Genomic DNA, 22,216 nt, shown 5'->3' on the forward strand with positions numbered 1-22,216 from the left:
TCAGATCCCGAACCAGGTTGGAAAGCGAAGATGACGCCGGGCGACGTCGACGATCTGGGCGTCGCGTTTTGCGGCCCAGACAGCGAGGAGATGGCCGACAAGCCAGAGTGCGATCCCGACCGCCCAGAGCCTGAGCCCAAGTCCGACTGCCGCTGCGAGCGTGCCATTGGCGATGGCGACCGTGCGGGGCGCGCCGCCGAGCAGGATCGGTTCGACCAAGGCGCGGTGGACGGGCGCGTAATAGCCCGGAATGTCAGCCAGCTCCCGCATCAGATCAACGCTCCGCCGCCGAAGGAGAAGAAGGACAGGAAGAAGCTCGATGCCGCGAAGGCGATGGAGAGGCCGAAGACGATCTGCACGAGGCGGCGAAAGCCGCCGGATGAGTCGCCGAAGGCGAGCGTGAGTCCAGTGACGATGATGACGATCACCGCGACGATCTTGGCGACCGGCCCTTCTATCGATTCCAGGATTGACTGAAGCGGCGCCTCCCAGGGCATGCCCGAGCCCGCAGCATGGGCGGGCGCGACGAGCAGAAGGCTGAACGCAAGCGCCGTCGCGTAAAGCGGCCAGCGTGGATGGAGAATGGTGGTTTTGGTCATGGATGGTCTCCTGTGTGGGGGTGAAGAAGTGGTTGGATCTGGTAGTCCCCGCTCGCATCGAGGCCCTCGACGCGAGCGAGCTCGGAAAGCCGGCGCGCCGATCCGCGCCCCGAGAGGACGGCGATCAGGTCGATCGTCTCGGCGATCATCGCGCGGGGCACGGTGACGACGGCTTCCTGGATGAGCTGTTCGAGGCGGCGCAACGCGCCGAGCGCCGAACCGGCATGGATGGTGCCGATCCCGCCGGGATGACCGGTGCCCCAGGCTTTGAGGAGATCGAGCGCCTCAGCGCCGCGCACCTCGCCGATGGGAATGCGGTCAGGTCGCAGGCGCAGCGAGGAGCGAACGAGATCGGAGAGCGACGCCACGCCATCCTTGGTACGCAGAGCGACAAGGTTCGGCGTCAGGCATTGGAGCTCGCGCGTATCCTCGATCAGAACGACGCGGTCGGAGGATTTGGCGACCTCTGCGAGCAGCGCGTTGGTAAGAGTGGTTTTGCCGGTCGAAGTGCCGCCGGCGACAAGGATGTTGGCGCGGGATGTGATGGCGTCGCACAATGCCGCCGCCGCATCGTCTGGCATGATCCCGGCGCGGACATAGTCTTCGAGCGTGAAGACGGCGACGGCCGGTTTGCGGATCGCGAAGACCGGCGCGGCGACGACAGGCGGCAACAGCCCCTCGAACCGCTCCCCCGTTCCCGGCAGTTCCGCAGAGACACGCGGGGACCCGGCATGGACCTCCGCGCCGACATGGTGCGCGACCAAACGGACAATGCGCTCACCGTCAGCTGGGGAAAGCTCTTCGCCCGTGTCGGCGAGGCCCTCGCTCAGCCGGTCCACCCACAAACGTCCATCCGGGTTGAGCATGACCTCGACAACCGCAGGGTCTTCGAGCCATGCGGCAACGCTGGCTCCGAGCGCGGTCCTAAGCATGCGTGCGCCACGGGCGAGCGCTTCGGATTTGAATGTGTGGACGGTCATTGGCGGCCCCGCGTTTGATTACGGGGTTGATCAAGAAGACCGTTAAGGGGTCAGTAGCAACAGCGTTGAGGGCGTAGTAGTGCAACGGCGTACAGAGGCAGGGGCGAGTGTCGTGCGGTGATCAAGGGCAGTTATGCAGACGAATAACTCAGGCTGTCTCAAGTCGATATTTGAGAAACCGGACCCCTGAGTATTCTGTCTCACCGACAAGTCTTGCCCCAAACCTTTCAAGCGCGCCTAGATTTTTGCGTGACGGCGGAAAAAGGAAAGTCACGAAAGGAATTCGCTCATCGGCAACGGCAAACTCGAGCGCCAGTCTTGAAATACGTATGCCAAGCCCAAAAGAGTCTGGCTTTAAAACCAAACCAAAATCCCACTCGTTTTCCTCTTTTTGGAAGCCACCCCACCCGACATATCTATTGTTTGACAATACAGCCCAATGCCCAAGTCCATCGCGCCGCCAGCATTCTTCTTTTGCAGCAACAAATTTGGCCGCGGCGGTCTCGTCCCATTTGCTTGTCAGAAGCGGCATGTGCTCTGCAACACGAGGATCGGACATATGAGCGATAATTTCGTCCAGCTTGATCTCAGGCAATCTGGTGAAGGTGATTTCGGGTTTCAAACTGGTTTCCAGCGCAAAGAAAAAGAGTGTACTTTCTTAGGTCAGCGACTGCCTGCGGACAACGGCCAACGCTCGGACTGAGCCGACATCAACGAAAATTGAATGGCGTAACAGGGCTCGACGCGGTCATTGCCCAGAAGCAACCCCCGGCTTGTCTTCTGAAATTTCCTTTGTCAGCGTGCTCCCCTTCGCCAAGCGTCGACCAAGGGTCTCCACAAAGCCTTCACAACGCCTCGGACCTTTCACCTGCGCCGCCTCACGCATTGTCTCTGGCAGCCGTAGCATCGTCGTAAGCCAGAATCTGATGAACAGAGCCAGCGCCTCATTGCCAATAGTCACGTTCCGCTCAAGCCGTCCGACGGCACGGGTCAGGCGATCAAGGTGCCGCGTGATCGTGGCCTCACGCTGATCGGCGGCACCCGGCGAGAGATAAGAGGCGAGCGCAGCGTGTGGATGCGGATATGGCTGGCCTTCATGTCAGCAGTGCCAATACCCCTAGTGCGCTAATACCGGTTATTCGTGACCGCTAGCAGATGCTGATCAACTTTGGCGGGCATGACCACTCTTCCAAACTCGATTGACATTATCCCAATCCACTTATTATACATCGTATAAAATAATTCGAGGATAAACATGCCCACAGGACACATTATGATGGCGATGACACTCGATGGCTTCGTCGCCCGCAAGGATCATGCTCTCGATTGGCTGATGAAGCTCGATACGGAGGGCGAAGATCACGGTTTCACTGAATTTCAGGTCAGTACCGACGTCATTGTCATGGGAACGGGGTCGTTCAAGACGATATTGGGCTTTGATGAGTGGGTGTATCAAAAACCCGTCGTGGTTCTGTCAAAAAGCCTGACCGACAGCGACGTCCCCGGTCATCTGAAAGAGACGGTTGAGATCAGCCGGCTCTCGCCAGGCGAGCTCATGGCGGAGTTCAAGAGACGTGGGTACGATCGGGTTTACGTGGATGGGGGAGCCATCATCCGTTCTTTCCTTCGCGCCGGTCATATTGCCGATATGAAGGTCACGATCGTCCCTGTCTTGATCGGCGAGGGCATCCGAATGTTTGGCGAGTTGGACAAGGATATCGATCTGGAACTCCTGGACGTGACCCACTTCAAATCCGGCCTGGTCGATATGCGCTACAAGGTAAGCTGAGGAATGCCCGCATCAAGAGGCGTAGGGCGTCCTCAGAAGGGAACACAAACGCTTGCAAAAGATCAAATTCTGTCGGCGGCCTTATTGCGGATGCGGCAGGGAGGGCTCGAGGCCATATCCTTTCGGCGACTTGCCAATGCGCTTGGCGTATCGCCAATGGCGATCAAATACCATGTCGGTGGCCAGCAAGACCTATTGGCCGCTTTGGTCGAACTTGCTTTTAAGGGCACCCTCGCCGTGGACGAGGACAGAAAATCCACAAAGCGCCTCAAACACATTCTGTCGCTTTACTGCGCGCGCGCGCTTGATAACGCCAACCTGGTTCGCTGCATCTTGGGAGACCCATCCCTGATGAGTAATGAAATCGTCGCAATCACCGAGGAGATCAGAAAGAACACGCGGCTGCTGAACGACGGCGATCCAAATGATGTAATGCTAAACTTGTTGGTAGACTACACACACGGCTTTGTCTTTGCCGCGGCTGCGGCAAAAAATGGGAAAGGTCCGACGCTGGAGGACTTTCTCCGCAGTATAGAGTGGGTTATTGGTGCAGACTTACCTGGCAAAAATGCAGAGTGACCTCTCGTAACCGAACATTCGCAGCCTTGCAGAAAGCTAGCAAAGAGGGCTTGGAGCCGTTATTGCTCTGGTCGAAGACCCGCAACATCCTCCGAGACTTCCTTCGACAGCGTACTCCCCTTCGCCAGTCGCCGTCCGAGCGTCTCCACAAAGCCTTCATACCGCTCGCGGCCTTTCGCTTGCGCGGCATTGCGCATTGTGTCAGGCAGCGGCGGCGTCGTGGTGAGCCAGAACCGGACGAAGAGAGCGACCGCTTCGTTGCCGATGGTCACGTCCCGCTCAAGCCGTTCGACAGCGCGGGTCAACCGGTCAAGGCGCCGCGTGATCGCAGCCTCGCGTTGATCGGCGGCGTCCGGCGAGAGATAGGAGGCGAGCGCTGCCTCGATGATCTGGGACTTCGAGACATTACGTCGTGCCGCCAAAGCGTCGAGCTCCGGCGACAACGACGGATCGAAATACACATTGAGCCGATCTTTCTTCATGGCGAGCCTCAAAGATCGATGCCGTCATCGGGATCAAGCGAGGCCTGCCGGGCGATGCTGCGGAATCGGCCCTGCATCTGGCGGGCGCGCTGCGCGTCGTCATCCGGTTCGTCGTCGAGCCCTGCGAATTCTTCCCTCGCAGACAGTGTCGGCTCCGGTGCAATGTCTTCATGCTCCGGCAGTTCCGGCTCGCGGCGGATGCCTCCGTCGGCGTCTTCGCCCGTACCGTCGGACGTCTTCTTCGTGGGCTTGGGCGCGGCGATGGGAGCCCGGCCGCTCCAATCATCCGTTTGCAAGTCGTTCGATACGGTTGGTTCGGCAATTAGGTCCGGCGGTGAGAGGATGCGCGCCTTGAGTTGCGGATCGGCATAGTAGCGCGCCTTCTTCCCACGAACTGGTGGCGCGCCAGAGACGAGCACGATTTCATCATCAGGCGGCAATTGCATGACCTCGCCGGGCGTCAGCAAAGGCCGCGCGGTCTCTTGGCGGGAGACCATGAGATGGCCGAGCCAGGGCGACAATCTGTGTCCGGCATAGTTCTTCATCGCCCGCATCTCGGTCGCCGTGCCGAGGGCGTCGGACACGCGTTTGGCCGTGCGCTCATCATTCGTCGCGAAACTCACCCGAACATGGCAATTGTCGAGGATGGCGTTGTTCTGGCCGTAGGCTTTCTCGATCTGGTTGAGGGACTGCGCGATGAGGAAGGCTTTCAGACCGTAGCCCGCCATGAAGGCGAGCTGACTCTCGAAGAAATCGAGACGCCCGAGCGCCGGAAACTCGTCGAGCATGAGCAACAGGCGATGGCGCTTGCGATTGGCGTTCAACTCTTCTGTCAGCCTGCGTCCGATCTGATTCAACACAAGCCGGACGAGCGGCTTGGTGCGGCTGATGTCGGAGGGCGGCACGACGAGATAGAGCGTGGTCGGCCGTGCGCCGGAGACGAGATCCCTGATCCGCCAGTCGCAGCGGCTGGTGACCTTGGCGACAACGGGATCGCGATAGAGGCCCAGAAAACTCATTGCCGTGGACAGGACGCCAGAGCGTTCGTTCTCCGACTTGTTGAGGAGTTCTCGCGCCGCCTGCGCCACGACAGGGTGCGCCCGGTCGCCAAGATGTTGGGTGCGCATCATCGCCGCGAGCGTCGCCTCGATCGGCCGGCCGGGATCGGAGAGGAAGGCGGCGACGCCGGCGAGCGTCTTGTCAGCTTCGGCATAGAGGACATGCAGGATCGCGCCGACGAGCAGTGAATGGCTTGTCTTCTCCCAATGGTTCCGGCGTTCAAGCAGGCCTTCCGGATCGACGAGGATGTCGGCGACGTTCTGCACGTCTCGCACTTCGCTGTCGCCGCGCCGGACTTCGAGCAGTGGGTTGTAGGGCGCGCTCTTTGCGTCGGTCGGATCAAACAGGATGGTGCGGGTGAACCGCGCTCGCCATCCGGCGGTGAGCTGCCAGTTCTCGCCTTTGATGTCATGCACGATGGCCGAGCCCGGCCAGGTCAGGAGACTCGGCACGACGAGGCCGACGCCCTTACCGCTTCGGGTCGGCGCGAAGCAAAGCACATGCTCCGGCCCGTCATGCCGGAGATAGTGGTTCTCGAAGCGGCCGAGCACGACGCCATCGGAAGCGAGCAGTCCGGAAGATTCAACGTCCCTTCGTTCCGCCCATCGGGCCGAACCATAGGTGGTCACGTCGCGCGCCTCCCGAGCGCGCAGGACGGAGAGGAAGATCGCGACGGCAATCGCGGCGATCCCGCCACTGCCAGCGATGATCGCGCCTTCGACGAACACACGCGGCGCATAGGCGTCGTAGAAATACCACCACACGAAAAAGCTCCAGGGTGGATAGACGGGCCAGCCGAGAATGTCGGTCACTGGCGCGCCGAGCTGAGGCTGAAAGCCGAGCCGCCATGCGGTCCACTGTGTCGCCGCCCAGATGAAGCCGACCACAACGAGCGAGACGATGATGATCTGGCCCCAGAGGATCTTGGTGGCCTGTGTTTGCTGAGTTTTGATCGGCATGTCATTTTCTTTCGGGGTTTTGCTCAGAGGCTGAGCCCGCGCTTGCGGCCAAGGCTCCAGTCGATCCCGCCACCGGGCGTCATCGTTCCTGTCACGGTCTGGCCAAGATGGCGCTCAAGTTGGGGCTTCCATGGGACGAGTTCGAAGCCGAGGCCGTCATCGACCATGGCGAAACGGCCCGAGGCGAGATCGAGACGCCGGCGATAGGTGCCGGAGATGCGATTGCCTTCTGCAGAATTTCTTCGAGGTAAGCCGGTCTCCGCTTCGAGACGCGCCGAGGCTGAGTCGAGCTCTCGTTCACGTAGTGTCTTCAGGAGGTCGCGGGCGAAGGTGACACGCCGGCCGTTCTTGGTCGCGAGCCCTTCGGCGAGGAGATGATCGGCGCGTCGGTCGAGCGCTTCGCGAACTTCGGCGCCGAACCCGCCCATGCTGAGAGGTGCCTGGGTCTTCGCCAGTTGCAGCCGGTCGAGCCAGGTCGCGCCGTGTGCGCCTATCTGGGTTCCGAGGTTGAGATCGGAGCGGCCGACGAGGGCCATGCGCTGACGGCCACCATCGTCCGAGCGCCAGACACGCGTCTCGACAATCCCGCCTTCAGGCGTGTCGCCCGTGGCGTCGAGATCGTGGAAGCGCAGATGATGGACCCGGCCGTCCACGGCGTCGATCATGGCATAGGCTTCGCCGGTCAGTTCGTGATGAAGGCCGCGCTCGACCAGTCGGCCGAGGACCGGGGCATCGGGCGTGTCCTCGATCGCGAAGTCCGTTTGCGCGCGATCAGGTCCGCCCGTCATGGCGCGGTGCATGGTCTTGATGATGTCGCCACGCTCGGCGAGATCGCGCAGCGTTTCCTGTGCGCCCGGTTTCAGGGACCAGACCGCGGGGGCGAGCCTGTCGGCGAGGCCGAGCCGTTCCAGTGTCTGGGCGCGACCGATAAGGAGTTTGCGCAGTTCCGGATCGCGCGGTTCCGGTGAGCCGGGACGCAGATCAGCAACTCCGGCCCCGCCATCAGCGAGCCCCTGGAGCGCGCGATCAAGACCCGTCCAGCGTTCGGCTTTCACCTCCGCCTGAAGTTCGGATGCGATCTCCTGCTCGGTGCGCGGCCCGAGTTCCAGTTCTACCAATTGCTCGGCGCGGCTGCGGAATCCCCGGCTGATATAGTCGCGGGCGATGACGAGGTCCTTGCCGTCATCGGCTCGGCCGCGCACGAGAACATGGATGTGCGGATTGTCGGTGTTCCAATGATCGACGCCGATCCAGTCAAGCTTCGTGCCGAGATCGCGCTCGGCCTCATTCATCAGGTCGCGTGTGTAAGCGCGCAGGTCTTCGAGGCGGTCGGCGTCTTCGGGCGAGACGATGAAGCGGAAATGATGCCGGTCCTCTTCGCATCGCTCTGTGAAAGCGCGATCATCGACGCTGTCCGCTTCGGCGTTGAACATACCCGCATCGCGCCCGTCACGGGTCACGCCCTCACGCTTGAGATAGGCGATGTGTTTGGCGAGCGGGGCGGAACGGAAACGTGCGCCTCGGTGACGGACGATCCGCGCCTTGATGATGACGCGCCGCCGGGTGCGTGACAGTCCGCGCGCTGCGCCGGCGAAGCGACCCCGGCCGAATTGCGATCCGCGCCCGCGTCCTTTCGAACCGTTCAGCTTGTATCCGGTGTGTCCGGCCTTGCGGGCGGCGCCCATAACCTGGCCGACGAAGCTTTGAGCCTTCCGGGCGCCTGTCCCCTTGTTGCGGATGCGGCCGGGCCGGATGCGCATGTCATTATCGCGGTCGCTCATGACAAAGCGCCCGCTTGAAAGCGCGCGGCACGGTGAATTCCGTGTGAAAACAGTGGGTTGGGCCGTGGGGTGGCACTGTGCCCATGGCCGCAGCGGGCGAAATACCCAACAACAACAAAGGCATAGCGCGCATCAGTGCCGCCCCTTTTATCTCGCCCTCCCGTTGTTGTTGCGCCTTCCGTTCCCGTCCTTCCTCCCGGAAACACGCCATCGCGCGACGGACTGCGCGAGAGTGCGATCAGCGGGGTCATCGCTGATCCCCGGTTCCATGTGGTGGGAATAGGCTATCCGAAGCGTGGGATGTGTGCGGAGGATAAGCGTCCATATCGCTGCTTTGGGGCACCTCATCAGCAGACGCCTGTCGATCCCTATGCGTGGTGAAGAGCGGCGCCGTGCGCCAGTCCACGGTCAGAACCGCACTCTGTTCATGCCGTTCCGCTGCAACCGATGCGCCGATGAGCGGCGCTAGCGCCGCAACATAATCGCGGGTTTCTCGGGGTAGCCGGCGACCCGTTGCGAGATGCTCGGCATAGCGTGTCGGCCCGGCATTGTAGGCTGCGAGAAAGCCCGGTGATCCGAAGCGGTCGTGCAGTTCGCGCAGATAAGCTGCGCCTGCGAGAATGTTGTCGCGCGGATCGAACGGATCGCGCCCCAGAGCGTAACGCGCGCGCAGTTCATCCCATGTCCGGGGCATGATCTGCATCAGTCCCATCGCGCCTTTCTCAGGACTCACGGCGCGCGCATCGCCGGCGCTTTCCTGGCGCATGACGGCGAGAATCCAATGCGTCGGAATGCCGAACCGCTGCGCAGCTTCGGAGATATAGGCAGCATAGGAATTACCGCCGTGTTCGGTCCCGGAGGACGAGGTCTCTGCAGATACGGCGTGCGCGAAAACCACGCCGGAGAGCAGACCGCAGAGGAGGAACCTCGCCATCATCGCGTAGCGGCGAGACGGTCTAGCCGCGCTCATCGCGCTTCTCGGGCCGCTTTGTGGGGCGGTTCCAATAGAGCGCCCAATGTCCGTCTTCGGCGTCCGTCTTGAAGAGATTAGCGCGGATCGGAAAAGCGAAAGTCGGGTCGTCGATCTGCAAAGAGATGTATTCACCGGCCTTCTCGCCGGTGCGCTTCCAGCCGGCGCCGATTTCCGGCCCGTCATCATCGCCGTGATGGACGCGATAATCGGGTGCGTTCTCGCTGTCCGACGGTGTTGCCGGAACGAGGGTGAGTTCTCGGTAGAGAATGAGCGTGTGAAGGCGTCCGGTGAAGCCAGAGTCCGTGCGGGTGAATTGACCGATCTGAGCCATGGGAAGATTCCTTTCATTTGCGGTCGGAAGAATTCTAGGGAGCGTCGGCGTCGCGTTCGGTGCGCCAGGCATACCGGCCGTCGCCGTCTTCATCGGTGAGGATCGGAACGGCGCGTCCGATCACGGCGTCCGCCGGGAGCGCGCCAAAATAGCGACCGTCGAGACTGTCGGGATGGCGGGGATTCAAGAGGAAGAGTTCTGTCTCGGCGACGATATGGCAGCCCTGCCAAACGGGTAGGTCGCGTCCGAAGCGGTCGCTCGGCTGGGCTTGCGCCACGCTGATGTCGTCGACAGAGACAGCGGCGCCATCGCGGCAGACACGCTGTCCGGGAAGCGCCGCGATATGCTTGAGGAGCGGTACGCCTTCGGGCAGATAGCCGCGCTCGTCGAGATAGATCGCAAGTGACTTCGGAGCATCGACGACGACTAGATCCCCTACGGATAGATCGTCGTTCGAAGCGATGACGTATAGCCCGATGGGCGCGCTTGCGGACGCGTTCCAGATCAGCTTCGGGCTCACATGCACGAAGGCCAGTCCGCCGATGGCGAGCACCGAGAAATAGGTCGTTATGACGTAACCGAACCTAGTCATGACGCGCTCCCCGCCGACGCGGCGCGCCGCCACTGTGGATCGGGCGGACAGGTTTGGCGCAGGAGCCAGGCGCGATGTTGAGCGGTGGTGTAACAGCGCGGTTTCAGGCCCGCAGACAGCCTGTTGTGAACGTGGCGCCAGTAGTCCGGCGCGGCGTCGGCCGGATCGATGCCGAGCGCTTCGATCGCATCGGCGCACTGAAGAACCTGTTCGACCTTGGGCCAGGCCGACTGGCGCAGCAGACTGTCACCGCCGGGCGTCACATGCGGCACGGTTGCATAGGGCTCACCAGTTCGGGGCGCGCGCAGGATGTCGATCCGGCTTTGCGCAGTCCCGAAGTCATTCGCCTGCCAACGGACGAAGGCGAAGACGGCGCCGGGGTCGAAAGCGACGGTGCTGCGACTGCGGCTCAGAATCGTTGTCCGGACGATTCTGCCGAAGCGAATCCAGTGCTCGATCTGTTTTTCGATCCAGACGAGATCGACAGTGGCGCCGCCGCTCATGAGCCGGCTTTCCGTGCATAGGCGGGCGAGATCGCTGCATGCCGCTTGGCGGGCAACACCTCGTCGCCCGTGTCATCCGAGGTCGAATTCTTCTCCCCGCGGCTGACCCAGGCCTGCAGATCCTCGATCGCGTAGACGACACGGCCTCCGATCTTCGAGTAGCGTGGTCCCGTGCCGTAGGTGCGGTGTTTTTCGAGCGTCCGCCCCGAAAGGCCGAGAAAACGGGCCGCTTCAGGCGTTCTTAAATAGCGTGGGGGAAGTCCGGCATTGGGATCGGGCATGGGTCGCGTCTCCGGTTAGGCCATCCCGCTGCGGGATGCGCGGGACCGTCGGAGACGAGAAAAGCGTAAGATGCGCGCCGGGAGGGATGACGATCAGCGCGCGGCGAAAACGTCACCCCCAAATAATTGGCGGTACCGGTTTCTCGCAGGTTCGATCAGAACGGGATTTCATCATCCAAATCGGCGGCCGGTGTCTGCCGCGAGGCTTCGATGCGTTCGATGAATGCAAGCGAAGCGAGGACGCAATCGATGATGAACTGGGCTTCGGAAACCTCGAGAAGCTCATTGTCGTGCGCGAAGGAGCGCTTGTTGCGGGCCTGGTTCAGGCTGTTGAAGAGCTTGTGCTGAACGCGGAGTGTCGGCAGGGCGAATTCGCTCACCGCGCCTTCATCACGTAATGCCTTGCCATATGCACCGAATATGGCGTCGAGCGGGGTCTTTGCATCGACGGCCTGATTGCGCGATGCGAGCAGATCGCGGAAGCGTTTGACGCAGTAGGTATGCACACGGTCCAGCGCTACATCGGGCTTCTCTGCGACAAGATCGGCGGCGATGGACGCACGCAGTTTGGGAAGCGTGGTGTCGCGTGAGAAGTCCTTGAATGCGTCGTCGAGGTTAAGCGCAGACGCGTTTTCCAACTCGTTCGTGAACTGTTCAAGCCATGCTTTTAGACGTTCTTCTTTTGCGGCGTCCGCGTCCATGCAACCATCAAGACTGCAGCGATACGCCCACAAAATGCGTAGAACCTGAGCAACGAGACGCGGTTCAGCGACCTCGACAAACCCTCTGAGCGTCTTACCCTTGCTCGCCCCTTCCACCTGGAAGCGCGGTTGAAAAATCTGAATGTCGATATTCTCCTCAAACCACTCGGCCATGGTTCGGTCGGAGAAGTTGAGGACATATCCGCCTCCACTGTGAAATATCTGGTCGAAGATGACTCGTTGCTGAGATGGTAGCCGGCGCGTACGTCCCATTATTCTAGGAAGGTTTGAGTCGAGTGATTGCGAAGGTTGCGTCATCAGATGAACATAACTGAAACTTCTCGAACGACACAGGCGCTGTGAGATAAAGGCAGTTTCAGCGGTACTTGCCTAGAAGAAGCTTCGTGTAACCACGATCAATCATCATCCGGCCATAGGATGCCAAGCGCGCAACCTGCGCCTTGAGTGAACTGGTCTTCCAGGGTTCGGCGGCGACGTGATCGGCGCCAAAGAAGGCGCTGGCGACGTCGCGATAGCTGGCGCCGCTCTCACGTCCGTCGATTGTTCGCAGGGCGCGTTTTAAGCGGTCACGTCGTTGCTGAGTGATTGGCGAATCGGCATTGCGGTCGATAAGTTGGTGATACAGCCGATCTGCCGCAGCGAGCCGAATGGGCCATTTGCCATCCAGAGGAAGCAGGAGGCCAACGGGCCGGTCACCGATCTGATCGCCGACAAGATTGGCGCCTTCCTTCAGTTGAACCCATGACAGTCCCTCGGCGTCTATCTTGCAGTTCGCGATGCTTTCGGGAGGTATGGATGCGGTCAAGCCGATTTCCGGAAGAGCGGCGATGAGATGAGCCACGGCGGGAGCGGCTGCGGGCAACCAGAAAACGCGCGCGACGCGTGAATCGATTTCTGGGTTCACAGGGAAATCGCAACCCCCAGTCGGAAGGCGCACCGCCGTCCTTTTGCATTCGGTCATAGTCGGCGCGATAGCTCGTGTTGCGCCGAAGGCATTCCCAAGCCAGTCCGGAGATGCCGAGATCATCGAAATGATCGTATTGTTGATCGTCGCGCCAGTCGGCTGGCATGGCGAACTCCTCCCAATCAAGAGCCGGCATGTGACGTTACGTCGGCTGCTTGAGGTGTTCCGCCATTCATTTGCGGCTGCATAGAATGGCCTCAAATATCGCGTGATGCGATCCACGCATCATCCGCTTGCTCATGCACTGCCCACGGATGGCTGGAACATATCAGCAGCAAAGCGCTCAAAACTGTTCGGTGCGCGTCCTGTGATTTGGGCCACATGTTCGGTCACGAAATCTCCCCAGCCGGACGCGTAAGCTGCACCATAATCTCGGGTCAGCGCCGCCATCCAAGCGCCCCAGCCCGAACCATCGATGAACTCATAGGCCGCTTGAGGCGTGATCGGGTTGTAGCTGACAGGCTTTTTCAGCGCGGTGGCGAGGCGTCGGGCGATCTCGTCAAAGCTGATTGACTCCGGGCCGGTCAATTCGAGCGATTGTCCATTCCATTGATCACTCAGCGCGCAATGCATGGCGCAAGCGGCAATATCGCGAGTGTCTATCATCCCGATAGATCCATCACCCATTGCAAAAGAGAAACTGCCGTCCCCCGCGATTGTCTCAGCGGCCATGAACATGTTCTGCATGAAGTAGCTCGGGCGAAGGAATACATATTCCAGGCCCGAGGCGCAGATATCAGCCTCGGTTTGCGCATGCTGTCGCGTGTTGTCCGTGGGGCCGTCGGGCGCGGCCTTTATTGCTGACACGCGCACGACTTTGCGAACGCCCGCCTGCTTTGCTGCCGATAGAAGAGAGAATGCCTGCGCGGCTGCATCAGGTGCCGCCGCAGTGATCATGACCATTACGTCGGCGCGCTTTGCGGCGTCGGAAACTGCCGCGGTATCCAGATTGTCCGCCGCGACTGGCGCTACATTCGGGCCGTCGATTTCCGCCAGTTTTGCTTCGGAACGCCCGAGTGCACGCACCTCATGGCCAGTCTCGGCCAGCAGTCGCACCACATCGCGGCCAATGGTCCCGGTTGCTCCGGTCACAACAACGCTCATGGCTTCGCCTCGGTCCAGATCGCCAGCTCATTTCCGTTAGGGTCGGCGAAGTGGAAGCGCCGCCCGCCAGGAAAATCGTAAGGTTCCTGTAGGATCGCGCCGCCCGCAGACTTCACGGCGGCAAGGGTCTCATCCAGATCATTCGCATAAAGCACGATCAGGACGCCCGGCGCTGCCACGGGCGTGCCGGATTCGCCGTTGAAACCGCCCTCGACGCCAGCGCCGGAGAAACTGATATATTTGTCGCCCCAGTCCTCGAAGCGCCAACCGAACAGAGACGTGTAGAACGCCTTTGTTCGTGCTGCGTCGATAAGCGGAAACTCGATATAGTTGATGCTTTTGTCGATATTGGCCATGGGGCATCCCTGGTTGGAGCGATATTGGGCGAAGCCTAATCTATTTCCACACACTGGATAATACGCTTATATTGGAAGAAATATTCCAAATATGAGAACTCATGCGACACTTGGATTCCATTGCCGTCTTTGTTGAAGTGGCCCGAACGGGCAGCTTCACCGCTGCGGCCAGAACATTGCAGATGCCCCTGTCGAGCGTGAGCCGAAAGGTGGCGGAGCTCGAGGCGGAATTACAAATCCGGCTGCTGGACCGGTCGCGAAAACCCTTGCGCATGACGGAGGCGGGACAAGCCTATTTCGACTTGTCCAGCAAGGGAATCGACGCGCTGACCTATGCCAACCAGGCCATGCGCGGCAAACAGGAGACCTTGTCAGGCACCTTGCGGATCACGGTTCCACCCAATTTGACCGAACTCTTATTTGTTAAACCCATTGACCGCTTTGTGCGACGGCATCCAGACGCACGCGTTCGGGTGCTGGTGAGCGAACGCATGCTGGACTTTGTCGATGACGCCATAGACTTGTCCTTTCGCGTGGCGCGCCCCGCCGCCCCCAATCTGGTTATCCGCAAACTGCTGGTCCATCGTCATAGGCTGTGCGCCGCACCGTCCTATCTGGCCGTGCATGCGCTGCCGCGCGAGCCGGCTGAGTTGAGCGAACATGTGCGGCTTGGCTTTGGTTTTCAGTCACAGGATTCGATCGCCTGGCAGCTGACCAGAGGAGAGACTTCTTACAGTGAGCCGTTCGAGCCCACAGTGGCGATCAACGACTATCTGGCGTTGAAGGCCGCAATTGAGCAGGGAACCGGTATCGGCGAGCTACCCGGTCTTCTGTGCAAGGATGACCTGGCTAGCGGCCGCCTAGTCGAGATCCTACCCGACTGGCGGCTTCCTGAAATCTCGCTCTACGCCGTTTATGCAGGCAAGGTTGGCCTGTCCAAGCTTGCGCGTGGTTTTCTGGACGAAGTGGCGGCGCATACGGCGTCGTTTTAGGGTTGGTGTTGTTCGAAGACCGCGTGAGGCTCGCGCTTCCATTCGCCGCAACGTACCCTCAATTTTCAGGAAGGCCGTTCTTCAAAAGGTCGCGGAAGCCTCGCTCGGTCATCCAACGTGCGCGGGACAGGTGACTGTCATGGACTCGGCGGGCGCGCTCCGGCTCTTCCACAGCGTTAATGCCGAGCAGAAGCGCCGCAACGTCTTCTAGTGTCGCGCCGGCCTCGTTTGCATCAAGCAATCGCATATAAAGCTTGAAATGATCGCGATCATAAACAGTCACGGCTGCGTCGTTTGGCGGAGCGTCGGCGATCATGATCTGGGTGGCTGGCATCGGCGTCCTTACGGGTCTAGCGTTCTCTATTAATGAACCGTAAACCATAAACGACGCAAGCGTCGAGCGGTTGAAAATTCCTGAGTGTTCCAGTGCAGGCGTGGAAAAATGGCTCCATCGCCCGCGTATTATAGTACGTCGCATTAAAACACGCGATCCGCATTTTACTGGCGGATGGATATTCGGGAAGTATTTGGCGCAAATCTGCAGTTTTTTCGAGAGAAAGCTGGCCTCAGCCAGGCCGCCCTGGCGGACAGAATGGGCGTTGACCGCGCGCATATAAGCGCGATGGAGCGCGGCCAGCAGAACGTCACCATCATTACGCTCTGGCATGTGGCCGAAGCGCTCGACGTCAAACCGGCAGCGCTTCTGGACGATCAGGGGAAGAGCCGAAAGGCATGATGGCTGCCCCTCCCGGCTAGTCCGGGAGGGGCTACCGGGGGCGTCAATCGCCGCTCTGGCGGCGCGACCGAGACCAGATGAGGCTGTAGCTGTCTTCACCTTCGATGACGGTGTCGTCGAAGAGGTTGGCGTAGATCGGAGCGGTGAAGCTCGGATCGTCGAGCTTGAGGCTCAGATAGTCACGGCCCTCGTTCGAGCGCTTGGACCAGGCGGCGCCGATCTCGGCGCGCCCGACGAAGACGCGGTGGCTGGGTGCGTTCTCGTTCACGCGGTCCTCTTCCGGGATGATCCTTACATTCTTCGCCTGAACGCTGAGGGTGACGATTTCGCCGACGTATTCGTTGGCGGACTTCTTAAAGGTTCCGATGGTGGCCATGTCAGTTCTCCTTTTGGCTTTCGAGCCCGCGCCCGTCGCGGCCTCGATGGCGATCGACGAGGCCGGGACGACCGCCGACGCAGCCCATGCGGCCCGCAGCGCAGAGGAGGACGGCGGAGACAGAGTTTCTTGACTCGCGAGGAATGGGCGACGCCCAGGGGAAGAAAGTCCGGCACCGCCGTTGCGGCCAAGGCGGTCGAGGCGTCAGCCGATCCCGGCCAGATCAGTCCATGAGAGGCCGCGTCGGGCGCGGGTGATGAGCTTCAAGAGAACGTTTCAAGTGGACAGTGACGACCGAGAGTTGTTAGTCCGTATGTCGGGCGATGGAGCTCCGTAAGGCTTCAATAGGAAGGATTGCGTCGATCAGTGAGGCGTGAACGATCACGATCCAGGCGCTTGAGCAAAGTGAGACTGACCGGAGTTTAGAGATCAGCACTCTGCAGAAAAGCTGCCGTTTTGTCCGCATGCTTGCAGCCTGCACCAAGCGGTCAGAGCGGCCTTGGCCGCTATTGGGAAGGATCCCAAATCCAATGGCTACGATGGGTGACCTTCCGACTGCGGCGCATCATCACAGATCTCATACCAGGCAGGCTTCTCGGAAACGAACTCGTGAAACTGATTCCTAAGGCCGATTTCGGTATCGAGCGCGTTTGCGGCTATCGGGAAACTGTCCTCCTGAGACAGGATTTCACCTAGAGAGGTCCCGCAAACCTTGCAAAAACATCGGCCATATTTGTAGGGCGCTTCGGGCTGATACAGTCCGACCTGGTCTTTTCCCTTAACCCACGTCAGGTCTTCTCTTTTGACAAAAACAATGCTGCTGGCCCCGACCTTGCGGCACCGTGAACAGTGACACGTGCCCATCATGGATGGTTCGGACGCCAATTGAAATTTGACGGCCCCGCAACAACAGCTTCCTTCAATCATTTTATAAACCCTCTCGTTTCGTATCTTGTTTAGAACAATACAAGAACATGGGGTGTGTCGCAACGCTGAAGGTGGGCCCGAGATTTCGAATTTGTTGCGCCCGCTCCGAACATAGCTTTCAGTCAATCTGACGCGCATCCTGTCCTGCAAGCGATGCAATACGTATCCACGCAGAGGCACCGACGATGACCGCGCCGATGCTGGCGAAGACGAGGGTCCATGTCTCGCCCGCGCCGCCGGTCTCCGACAGCCCCTTGACCGCGTGGAAACCGGCGACTCCCGCCGGTAAGGCATAGAGCGCGCCGAGCGCAAGGCGGATAGTCTGTGAGCGGAAGGTTGCGAAAGCCACTTGTCCGAGAACAAGAGCTATGGCGCCGGCAAACAGGGCGACGGCAACCGCGCCGATCGGTCCTGCACCGTTTTCAAACGCATAATAACCGAGCGTGACGGCGACGAAGAATGGAAGCGCATAGACAGCCAGGCTGAACAAGAGCCAGCATAGAAAACCGAGGCCGATAACACTCAGCAATGCGGACAGGAACATGGGCGGTCTCCTTGTCGATGGAGCGCCTCCACCAACCGCCACGGCGCTTTCCGAAGTATAGCGCAAAGTAGCGCGCGCCGGAACCTTCCGGCGCGCGCATCGGGTGACGTGTTTGATGCATCACGTTGTCTGCGTCGTGTTTTTCGGTGACCGGAAGTCGAAGAGCGGCACGCCGAGCTTGCGGGCCTTGTCGGCGAGATTGTCGGTGATCCCGGACCCCGGAAAGAGGATGAGCCCGATGGGCATGGCCTCAATGAGTGCGTCGTTGCGCTTGAACGGCGCGGCCTTGCCGTGGCGTTTCCAGTCCGGCTTGAAGACGATTTGCTGGCATTTGCGGTTATCCGCCCAACACGCGGCGATCTTCTCGGCGCCTTTGGGCGAGCCGCCATGCAGGAGCACCATGTCGGCGTGTTTGGCTTTCACCCGGTCCAGCGCATCCCAGATCGCCCGGTGGTCAGTGACGTCGAGCCCGCCGGAGAATGCGATCCGTGGTCCGGTCGGCAGGAGGGGTTCGATCTCCGCGCGCCGCTTTGCCGACAGGTAGTCGCGGCTGTCGATCATGGCTGCGGTCAGCGTGCGGTGACTGATCCGGGAGCCCGAATGCGGACGCCAGGTCTGGCCGATATGGGTCTCGAAGTGGTCGGCGGCGATATCGCGCAAGAGCTCGTAAGCGTTGCGCCGTTCGATCAGCGTGACGCCCTGCGCCGTCAGGGCTTCAAGTTCGACCGAGCGTACTTCCGAGCCGTCCTGTTCACGCTGTGATCGTCTTTGTGATTGCTCATTGTCGTCGAGGTCGCGATCGACGCGGGCTGCTGTGCGATGAAACAGGTTCGTCACGGACCAGAGCAGGTCTTCGAGATCCGGTTCGAGACGCGTGTCTTCGAACGTGGCGGCGAGTGCGTCGAAGATATCGGCTATCGCACCCTGGAGGGCGTCGGCTTCGGGCAAGGGTCTCGGGTCGGGTTCGTCGGCGAAAGGCCGATAGCCATAGAGCTGCAATTCTTCGAGTACGGCCGCGGTTGCGGAGCTGGCCATTGGTTCGGTGGTCTCGGCGGTCATGGGATCGTCTCCTGTTCGGCGTGGGCCGCGCCTCTCGCGGCCTTCCCGAGCGACGGGAAAGCGGGGGCTGGCCGGGACTGCACCGCCGGTCACGGCGGCCGGAGCCAGAGGCGGAGGACGGCGGAGGCGGCGCTCTTTTGTTTCGCGATGCAAAGCCGGGCCTTTACGCCCGGCGGCGGAAAAGAGTGTCGCCGTAGCCGTTGCCGGCCCGGCCAGTCTCCGCTCCGTCTCGCTCCTCTCGGAAGGCCGAAGGCGAGGCTCTTGAATTAGGAGGTGATCTGACGATAGCGACCAGACTAGTGACGGGCCTGCTCTGCCGCTCAGTGTTCGTCGGAAAGCAGCCGTGAGAAATCGGCAGTGGCCAGTTGCTGACCCAGATGCGTCCTTAGGTCGTCCCGTCCGAGCTTGCGGAGGTCTTCGTTGAAGTCGCCGCCAAGAGAAATAAGCCGAATCGTTTCGATACCGACGGCTCCTGCGCGTTCGATCAGATTGGCGGCGGCCATGTCGCCTGCTTCGTCGGCGTCGGCGGCGATGTAGAGACGCTGAAGCCCGGTCGGCAGGATCAGCGCGGCGAGATGATTGGCCGACAACGCGGATATGACGGGCATGTTGGGCAACGCCATGCGCACGGAGAGCGTGCTTTCCAGCCCTTCGCCAGCAGCGAGGATGTCGCTCGCAGTTCCGATCCGCACGCCATGGCCGAGCAGGTTCCCCATCGCCTTGCGTGATGGATCGAGGGGCGCCTTGCGAGCCGTCGCCGGATCGAGCCATGTGCGGTGAACGCCGGTGAGATTGCCGTTCACGTCCGTGACCTTGGCGAGCAATGCGGGCCAGGTCTCCGGTGGTGTGTCTTTGGGCTGACCTTCTCGCCAATAGTAGCAGCACGGATGAAATCGCAGTGCTGGCGCGTCGCCAAGCCCGGAAAGACCGCGCCGATGAAGATAGCGCTCGGCGAGCGTTCCACCGATCGGTTTTCCCATGGCGAATAGGCGCCGTGCAGCCTCCGGCAATCCGGTGGGTGCGACCGCTCGTTCGCGGGTTGGCGGTTCAGGTCGTGGGAGGCTCAGGAAGATACGCGCCTCATCAAGCGTCTCGCCGAAGGTGCGAAGTTGCCGGGCGCCGGCAATGAGGTCTAGCAGGTCGCCATGGTCGCCCGTGGCGGCGTCGGTCCATTTGCCGGCAGCGCCAGGACCGTGGGTTGGTCCAGTGAGGCGAACGTAAAGACTGCGTCCGGGCGTGTTCTCGACGTCGCCGACGATCCAGTAGCGGCCCTGCTTGCGGCCGTTGGAGAGATAGTGGCGGCATACGGCCTCCGCTTCGCGGCCGAGCTGGCGGGCCATGTCAGATGCAATGCTATTCATTTGCGCCTCCTTGGTGAGAGCAAAAAAGAAGGAGCCCGCCACATTGGGCGGGCTCCAGGGGCGGCTGCGGGAGCCGTTGGGGGGCTTGGCTCCCGGTCACTCGGCCGCAGTGGCGAAGGCGTTGCCGGTGACAGGTTCATCATCGGTGATGACGGCGGAATCGCCCATGGCCGTTTCGCCGCCGTTATCCGCCGATTGCGCTTCGCTGTCGGGAAGAGCCGGCATGCGCAGGACTCCGGGCAGCCAACCGGTTCCTTCGAGAAGCTCTTCGGCCGCCGCGACCATCTCCGGTTTCTTGAGACCAGCGATGCGGTTGGCTGCCTCGTCGCCCTTGGATTCGCGCACGGCTTCGAGGATGCGGGCCTTGGTGACGCGCGCGAGATAGCTCTCGCCCGTCGGCGTCCAGCCCGCGGCCGCCATGTCGAGCCCGAGCGTCGCCGCCAGCACGTCCGCATGGGCGAGCGCCCGCGGACGGCGGTTGTAAGGTTCCTGGACGGCGTTGACGGTTATGGCGATGCAATGCGCGAACAGCGCCTCGCGGCTGTCGTTGTCGAACCCGACCAGCGCCTCCCACAGATCCTCAGGCGCTTTCGGCAGCGCCCCTAGCCAGCTCGTCGTGCGAGCGTCGATGCTGAGCGCGTAAGCCGTGTCGCCAAGGCCCGGCGCCTGGGCACCGAAACCGGCGCTGTGCGGCGTGATCTCGACGCAGCTATCCAGCGGATAGTGATAGAAGAGCCGCAGCGTCATCGCGTGCAGGGCGGCGAGGAACGCCGTCTGCGGATCGTTGGCGAGCGCGTCGCGAAGGGCGAGCGTGCGATGCGCCGTCAATTCCATGACGAGGCGGTCGGAGAGCGGCTTGAGGCCATCGTCTTCCTCTTCCGCCTCGTCGCTGGCATCCGTGTTCGTGACGTCGTCGACGTCCTCATCGGTGGAGGCGTTGATCCCATCGACCTCATTCTGCCCGTCGGATTCGACCGCAGGTTCATCCTCGGGGCGGACATAGCCTCGTTCGGCGCGCAGACGGCCGTCTTGACCGATGCTGACGAAGACGCCGGCAATCGCGATTTCATCCGGCTCGAAGCGGACGGGCCGCTCCTGCAAGGCTTCCATCGCCGTTTCGATCTCGCCGAGCCGACTGTCGATCTCTTCCGGGAACTCCTCGGCGTCGGCGTACTCGTCTTCGAGCTGATCGTATTCAGTCTTCAGCGCGTGGAAGCTCGCGATCTCGTCCTCGCTCATCGGCTCGGTCTCGCCGATGATCCGGCGCAGACCGTAGGTATGGCCGTAAGGAAAGTCCGTGCTGATCTCGATCCATTTCCAGCCCTCGGCGCGGATCGCTTCCGCATGGGTTTCGAGCTTTTCATCGACGAGTTTCGCAAGCAGGCCTGCATCCTGCAGCCATCCGCCATCATCGGACTGGAACAGGTCGCGAAGGATGGCGCCGCCGGCCGCCTCATAGGCGCCCAGCCCGACGAACTGCGCCCGCCGGTCGGAGGCGCGCACGGCGCCTTCGGTCAGCATGCGGCGGATTTCATAGGGCTGTTTCGCGTAGGTCCGTTTGATCGAATCCCAGACCTGCTCTTGGCGCTCATGGTCGGGATTGACCGTGAAGGCCATGAGTTGGTCGAGGGTCAGGTCCTCCTCGGCATAGGCGTCGAGAAGCGACGGCGCGATGGCGGCGAGCTTAAGCCGCTGCTTGACGACATTCGCCGAGACGAAGAAGGCCGCCGCGATTTCTTCCTCGCTCTTGCCTTTCTCGCGCATCGCCTGGAAGGCGCGGAACTGGTCGAGCGGATGAAGCGGCGCCCGCTGAACATTCTCGGCGAGACTGTCTTCTTCGGCGAGGCCGTCCGTGCGCACGATGCAGGGCACGGGCGCTGTGCGGTTCAGCCGCTTCTGCTTGACCAGAAGTTCGAGCGCCCGGTAGCGGCGTCCGCCGGCCGGGATCTCGAACATGCCGGTTTCAGCGCCGTCCTCGTCCAGCACCGGCCGGACGGTGATCGAGGACAGAAGCGTGCGCCGGGCGATGTCTTCGGCGAGCTCCTCGATCGAGACGCCGGCCTTGATGCGCCGAACATTCGACTGGCTCAGCACCAGCTTGTTGAAAGGGATGTCGCGCGAGGCGCTGAGGGTGATTTTCTGAGACTTGGTCATATCAGTTCTCCGT

General features: G+C 61.3%; 27 protein-coding genes and 1 pseudogene. 4 read left to right on the top strand and 24 right to left on the bottom strand.

What is annotated here, in order from left to right; all coding sequences use genetic code 11:
• The 4 genes from C7435_RS16325 to C7435_RS16340 all read right to left on the bottom strand — a co-directional run bounded on the left by C7435_RS16325 (position 1) and on the right by C7435_RS16340 (position 2,201).
• Positions 1–270: a VirB3 family type IV secretion system protein gene (locus tag C7435_RS16325; RefSeq protein ID WP_121212504.1), complete on the bottom strand. Its 270-nt coding sequence runs from the start codon at positions 268–270 to the stop codon at positions 1–3.
• Entirely contained in the window at positions 270–599 is a 330-nt protein-coding gene (locus C7435_RS16330) for a TrbC/VirB2 family type IV secretion system protein (RefSeq protein ID WP_121212505.1), read from the bottom strand. Before C7435_RS16330 ends, C7435_RS16325 begins: the two co-directional genes overlap by 1 nt.
• The gene (gene trbB / locus C7435_RS16335) at positions 596–1,579 is read right to left on the bottom strand and encodes a P-type conjugative transfer ATPase TrbB (RefSeq protein WP_121212506.1); all 984 of its coding nucleotides are present in this window, start codon (positions 1,577–1,579) and stop codon (positions 596–598) included. Before trbB ends, C7435_RS16330 begins: the two co-directional genes overlap by 4 nt.
• Before the next feature lie 148 nt (positions 1,580–1,727).
• Complete coding sequence (locus C7435_RS16340) at positions 1,728–2,201, bottom strand: GNAT family N-acetyltransferase (RefSeq protein ID WP_121212507.1); 474 nt, start codon at positions 2,199–2,201, stop codon at positions 1,728–1,730.
• Between the two features lie 654 nt (positions 2,202–2,855).
• Between C7435_RS16340 and C7435_RS16350 the strand changes: the two genes are divergently transcribed.
• Positions 2,856–3,368, top strand: coding sequence for a dihydrofolate reductase family protein (locus C7435_RS16350; protein WP_233350816.1), 513 nt, complete (start codon positions 2,856–2,858; stop codon positions 3,366–3,368).
• A gap of 3 nt (positions 3,369–3,371) precedes the next feature.
• On the top strand, positions 3,372–3,947 hold the full coding sequence (locus tag C7435_RS16355; protein WP_147422741.1) for a TetR/AcrR family transcriptional regulator: 576 nt from the start codon (positions 3,372–3,374) through the stop codon (positions 3,945–3,947).
• 59 nt (positions 3,948–4,006) lie between these two features.
• On the opposite strand, the gene C7435_RS16360 is transcribed toward C7435_RS16355, so the two are convergent.
• From C7435_RS16360 to C7435_RS16415, 13 genes and pseudogenes are all read right to left on the bottom strand, one after another.
• The gene (locus tag C7435_RS16360) at positions 4,007–4,429 is read right to left on the bottom strand and encodes a ribbon-helix-helix domain-containing protein (protein WP_121212510.1); all 423 of its coding nucleotides are present in this window, start codon (positions 4,427–4,429) and stop codon (positions 4,007–4,009) included.
• A gap of 8 nt (positions 4,430–4,437) precedes the next feature.
• Entirely contained in the window at positions 4,438–6,447 is a 2,010-nt protein-coding gene (locus tag C7435_RS16365; protein WP_121212511.1) for a conjugal transfer protein TraG, read from the bottom strand.
• Between the two features lie 23 nt (positions 6,448–6,470).
• Positions 6,471–8,228, bottom strand: coding sequence for a relaxase/mobilization nuclease domain-containing protein (locus tag C7435_RS16370; protein ID WP_121212512.1), 1,758 nt, complete (start codon positions 8,226–8,228; stop codon positions 6,471–6,473).
• 247 nt (positions 8,229–8,475) lie between these two features.
• Positions 8,476–9,198 (bottom strand): lytic transglycosylase domain-containing protein, encoded by a 723-nt coding sequence (locus C7435_RS16375; RefSeq protein WP_233350817.1) that lies wholly within the window; start codon positions 9,196–9,198, stop codon positions 8,476–8,478.
• Positions 9,185–9,532, bottom strand: a complete 348-nt coding sequence (locus C7435_RS16380; protein WP_121212513.1) for a DUF736 domain-containing protein — start codon at positions 9,530–9,532, stop codon at positions 9,185–9,187. Before C7435_RS16380 ends, C7435_RS16375 begins: the two co-directional genes overlap by 14 nt.
• A gap of 34 nt (positions 9,533–9,566) precedes the next feature.
• On the bottom strand, positions 9,567–10,124 hold the full coding sequence (locus C7435_RS16385) for a S26 family signal peptidase (protein ID WP_121212541.1): 558 nt from the start codon (positions 10,122–10,124) through the stop codon (positions 9,567–9,569).
• Entirely contained in the window at positions 10,121–10,627 is a 507-nt protein-coding gene (locus C7435_RS16390) for a DUF2840 domain-containing protein (protein ID WP_121212514.1), read from the bottom strand. The genes C7435_RS16385 and C7435_RS16390 overlap by 4 nt, the downstream gene beginning before the upstream one ends.
• Positions 10,624–10,908: a helix-turn-helix transcriptional regulator gene (locus C7435_RS16395; RefSeq protein ID WP_104829948.1), complete on the bottom strand. Its 285-nt coding sequence runs from the start codon at positions 10,906–10,908 to the stop codon at positions 10,624–10,626. The genes C7435_RS16390 and C7435_RS16395 overlap by 4 nt, the downstream gene beginning before the upstream one ends.
• A 155-nt stretch (positions 10,909–11,063) precedes the next feature.
• Entirely contained in the window at positions 11,064–11,783 is a 720-nt protein-coding gene (locus tag C7435_RS16400; RefSeq protein ID WP_121212515.1) for an abortive infection family protein, read from the bottom strand.
• Between the two features lie 202 nt (positions 11,784–11,985).
• Positions 11,986–12,471: a DUF2285 domain-containing protein gene (locus tag C7435_RS16405; protein ID WP_170150525.1), complete on the bottom strand. Its 486-nt coding sequence runs from the start codon at positions 12,469–12,471 to the stop codon at positions 11,986–11,988.
• Between the two features lie 76 nt (positions 12,472–12,547).
• Positions 12,548–12,730, bottom strand: a pseudogene (locus tag C7435_RS17420) (transcriptional regulator domain-containing protein); the annotation flags it as partial.
• Positions 12,731–12,831: 101 nt separating this feature from the next.
• On the bottom strand, positions 12,832–13,698 hold the full coding sequence (locus tag C7435_RS16410; RefSeq protein ID WP_121212517.1) for an NAD(P)H-binding protein: 867 nt from the start codon (positions 13,696–13,698) through the stop codon (positions 12,832–12,834).
• A complete protein-coding gene (locus C7435_RS16415; protein ID WP_121212518.1) occupies positions 13,695–14,054 on the bottom strand; it encodes a VOC family protein in 360 nt (119 codons plus the stop codon). The genes C7435_RS16410 and C7435_RS16415 overlap by 4 nt, the downstream gene beginning before the upstream one ends.
• A gap of 101 nt (positions 14,055–14,155) precedes the next feature.
• Between C7435_RS16415 and C7435_RS16420 the strand changes: the two genes are divergently transcribed.
• Entirely contained in the window at positions 14,156–15,046 is an 891-nt protein-coding gene (locus C7435_RS16420; RefSeq protein ID WP_121212519.1) for a LysR family transcriptional regulator, read from the top strand.
• Positions 15,047–15,104: 58 nt separating this feature from the next.
• Here the strand turns inward: C7435_RS16420 and C7435_RS17360 are convergent, their stop codons facing one another.
• Positions 15,105–15,659 (bottom strand): DNA -binding domain-containing protein, encoded by a 555-nt coding sequence (locus C7435_RS17360; protein ID WP_325048669.1) that lies wholly within the window; start codon positions 15,657–15,659, stop codon positions 15,105–15,107.
• On the opposite strand from C7435_RS17360, the gene C7435_RS16430 reads away from it, so the two are divergent.
• Positions 15,555–15,782 (top strand): type II toxin-antitoxin system RelB family anti-toxin, encoded by a 228-nt coding sequence (locus C7435_RS16430; RefSeq protein ID WP_121212521.1) that lies wholly within the window; start codon positions 15,555–15,557, stop codon positions 15,780–15,782. The two genes, C7435_RS17360 and C7435_RS16430, sit on opposite strands and share 105 nt — an antisense overlap.
• Positions 15,783–15,825: 43 nt before the next feature.
• Here the strand turns inward: C7435_RS16430 and C7435_RS16435 are convergent, their stop codons facing one another.
• From C7435_RS16435 to C7435_RS16460, 6 genes are all read right to left on the bottom strand, one after another.
• Entirely contained in the window at positions 15,826–16,158 is a 333-nt protein-coding gene (locus tag C7435_RS16435) for a DUF736 domain-containing protein (protein ID WP_065383358.1), read from the bottom strand.
• Positions 16,159–16,692: 534 nt separating this feature from the next.
• Positions 16,693–17,223 carry a GFA family protein gene (locus C7435_RS17425; RefSeq protein WP_407658372.1) on the bottom strand — a complete coding sequence of 177 codons (531 nt, stop codon included), beginning with the start codon at positions 17,221–17,223 and terminating at the stop codon, positions 16,693–16,695.
• A complete protein-coding gene (locus C7435_RS16445) occupies positions 17,204–17,629 on the bottom strand; it encodes a hypothetical protein (RefSeq protein ID WP_121212523.1) in 426 nt (141 codons plus the stop codon). The genes C7435_RS17425 and C7435_RS16445 overlap by 20 nt, the downstream gene beginning before the upstream one ends.
• 120 nt (positions 17,630–17,749) lie before the next feature.
• A complete protein-coding gene (locus C7435_RS16450) occupies positions 17,750–18,688 on the bottom strand; it encodes a DUF2493 domain-containing protein (RefSeq protein ID WP_121212524.1) in 939 nt (312 codons plus the stop codon).
• Between the two features lie 320 nt (positions 18,689–19,008).
• A complete protein-coding gene (locus C7435_RS16455) occupies positions 19,009–20,049 on the bottom strand; it encodes a DUF7146 domain-containing protein (protein WP_121212525.1) in 1,041 nt (346 codons plus the stop codon).
• Between the two features lie 96 nt (positions 20,050–20,145).
• Positions 20,146–22,203, bottom strand: a complete 2,058-nt coding sequence (locus C7435_RS16460) for a ParB/RepB/Spo0J family partition protein (RefSeq protein WP_121212526.1) — start codon at positions 22,201–22,203, stop codon at positions 20,146–20,148.
• Between the last annotated feature and the right edge of the window lie 13 nt (positions 22,204–22,216).

It is taken from the genome of Maricaulis maris, from assembly GCF_003634045.1.
Taxonomy (GTDB): domain Bacteria; phylum Pseudomonadota; class Alphaproteobacteria; order Caulobacterales; family Maricaulaceae; genus Maricaulis; species Maricaulis maris.

Excerpts from the sequence above, each read along its gene's own strand:
- C7435_RS16325 (WP_121212504.1), bottom strand. The coding sequence starts at position 270 with ATGCGGGAGCTGGCTGACATTCCGGGCTATTACGCGCCCGTCCACCGC.
- C7435_RS16330 (WP_121212505.1), bottom strand. The coding sequence starts at position 599 with ATGACCAAAACCACCATTCTCCATCCACGCTGGCCGCTTTACGCGACG.
- trbB (WP_121212506.1), bottom strand. The coding sequence starts at position 1,579 with ATGACCGTCCACACATTCAAATCCGAAGCGCTCGCCCGTGGCGCACGC.
- C7435_RS16350 (WP_233350816.1), top strand. The coding sequence starts at position 2,856 with ATGGCGATGACACTCGATGGCTTCGTCGCCCGCAAGGATCATGCTCTC.
- C7435_RS16355 (WP_147422741.1), top strand. The coding sequence starts at position 3,372 with ATGCCCGCATCAAGAGGCGTAGGGCGTCCTCAGAAGGGAACACAAACG.
- C7435_RS16360 (WP_121212510.1), bottom strand. The coding sequence starts at position 4,429 with ATGAAGAAAGATCGGCTCAATGTGTATTTCGATCCGTCGTTGTCGCCG.
- C7435_RS16365 (WP_121212511.1), bottom strand. The coding sequence starts at position 6,447 with ATGCCGATCAAAACTCAGCAAACACAGGCCACCAAGATCCTCTGGGGC.
- C7435_RS16370 (WP_121212512.1), bottom strand. The coding sequence starts at position 8,228 with ATGAGCGACCGCGATAATGACATGCGCATCCGGCCCGGCCGCATCCGC.
- C7435_RS16375 (WP_233350817.1), bottom strand. The coding sequence starts at position 9,198 with ATGAGCGCGGCTAGACCGTCTCGCCGCTACGCGATGATGGCGAGGTTC.
- C7435_RS16380 (WP_121212513.1), bottom strand. The coding sequence starts at position 9,532 with ATGGCTCAGATCGGTCAATTCACCCGCACGGACTCTGGCTTCACCGGA.
- C7435_RS16385 (WP_121212541.1), bottom strand. The coding sequence starts at position 10,124 with ATGACTAGGTTCGGTTACGTCATAACGACCTATTTCTCGGTGCTCGCC.
- C7435_RS16390 (WP_121212514.1), bottom strand. The coding sequence starts at position 10,627 with ATGAGCGGCGGCGCCACTGTCGATCTCGTCTGGATCGAAAAACAGATC.
- C7435_RS16395 (WP_104829948.1), bottom strand. The coding sequence starts at position 10,908 with ATGCCCGATCCCAATGCCGGACTTCCCCCACGCTATTTAAGAACGCCT.
- C7435_RS16400 (WP_121212515.1), bottom strand. The coding sequence starts at position 11,783 with ATGGCCGAGTGGTTTGAGGAGAATATCGACATTCAGATTTTTCAACCG.
- C7435_RS16410 (WP_121212517.1), bottom strand. The coding sequence starts at position 13,698 with ATGAGCGTTGTTGTGACCGGAGCAACCGGGACCATTGGCCGCGATGTG.
- C7435_RS16415 (WP_121212518.1), bottom strand. The coding sequence starts at position 14,054 with ATGGCCAATATCGACAAAAGCATCAACTATATCGAGTTTCCGCTTATC.
- C7435_RS16420 (WP_121212519.1), top strand. The coding sequence starts at position 14,156 with ATGCGACACTTGGATTCCATTGCCGTCTTTGTTGAAGTGGCCCGAACG.
- C7435_RS16430 (WP_121212521.1), top strand. The coding sequence starts at position 15,555 with ATGGATATTCGGGAAGTATTTGGCGCAAATCTGCAGTTTTTTCGAGAG.
- C7435_RS17360 (WP_325048669.1), bottom strand. The coding sequence starts at position 15,659 with ATGCGCGCGGTCAACGCCCATTCTGTCCGCCAGGGCGGCCTGGCTGAG.
- C7435_RS16435 (WP_065383358.1), bottom strand. The coding sequence starts at position 16,158 with ATGGCCACCATCGGAACCTTTAAGAAGTCCGCCAACGAATACGTCGGC.
- C7435_RS17425 (WP_407658372.1), bottom strand. The coding sequence starts at position 17,223 with ATGCGCGTCAGATTGACTGAAAGCTATGTTCGGAGCGGGCGCAACAAA.
- C7435_RS16445 (WP_121212523.1), bottom strand. The coding sequence starts at position 17,629 with ATGTTCCTGTCCGCATTGCTGAGTGTTATCGGCCTCGGTTTTCTATGC.
- C7435_RS16450 (WP_121212524.1), bottom strand. The coding sequence starts at position 18,688 with ATGACCGCCGAGACCACCGAACCAATGGCCAGCTCCGCAACCGCGGCC.
- C7435_RS16455 (WP_121212525.1), bottom strand. The coding sequence starts at position 20,049 with ATGAATAGCATTGCATCTGACATGGCCCGCCAGCTCGGCCGCGAAGCG.
- C7435_RS16460 (WP_121212526.1), bottom strand. The coding sequence starts at position 22,203 with ATGACCAAGTCTCAGAAAATCACCCTCAGCGCCTCGCGCGACATCCCT.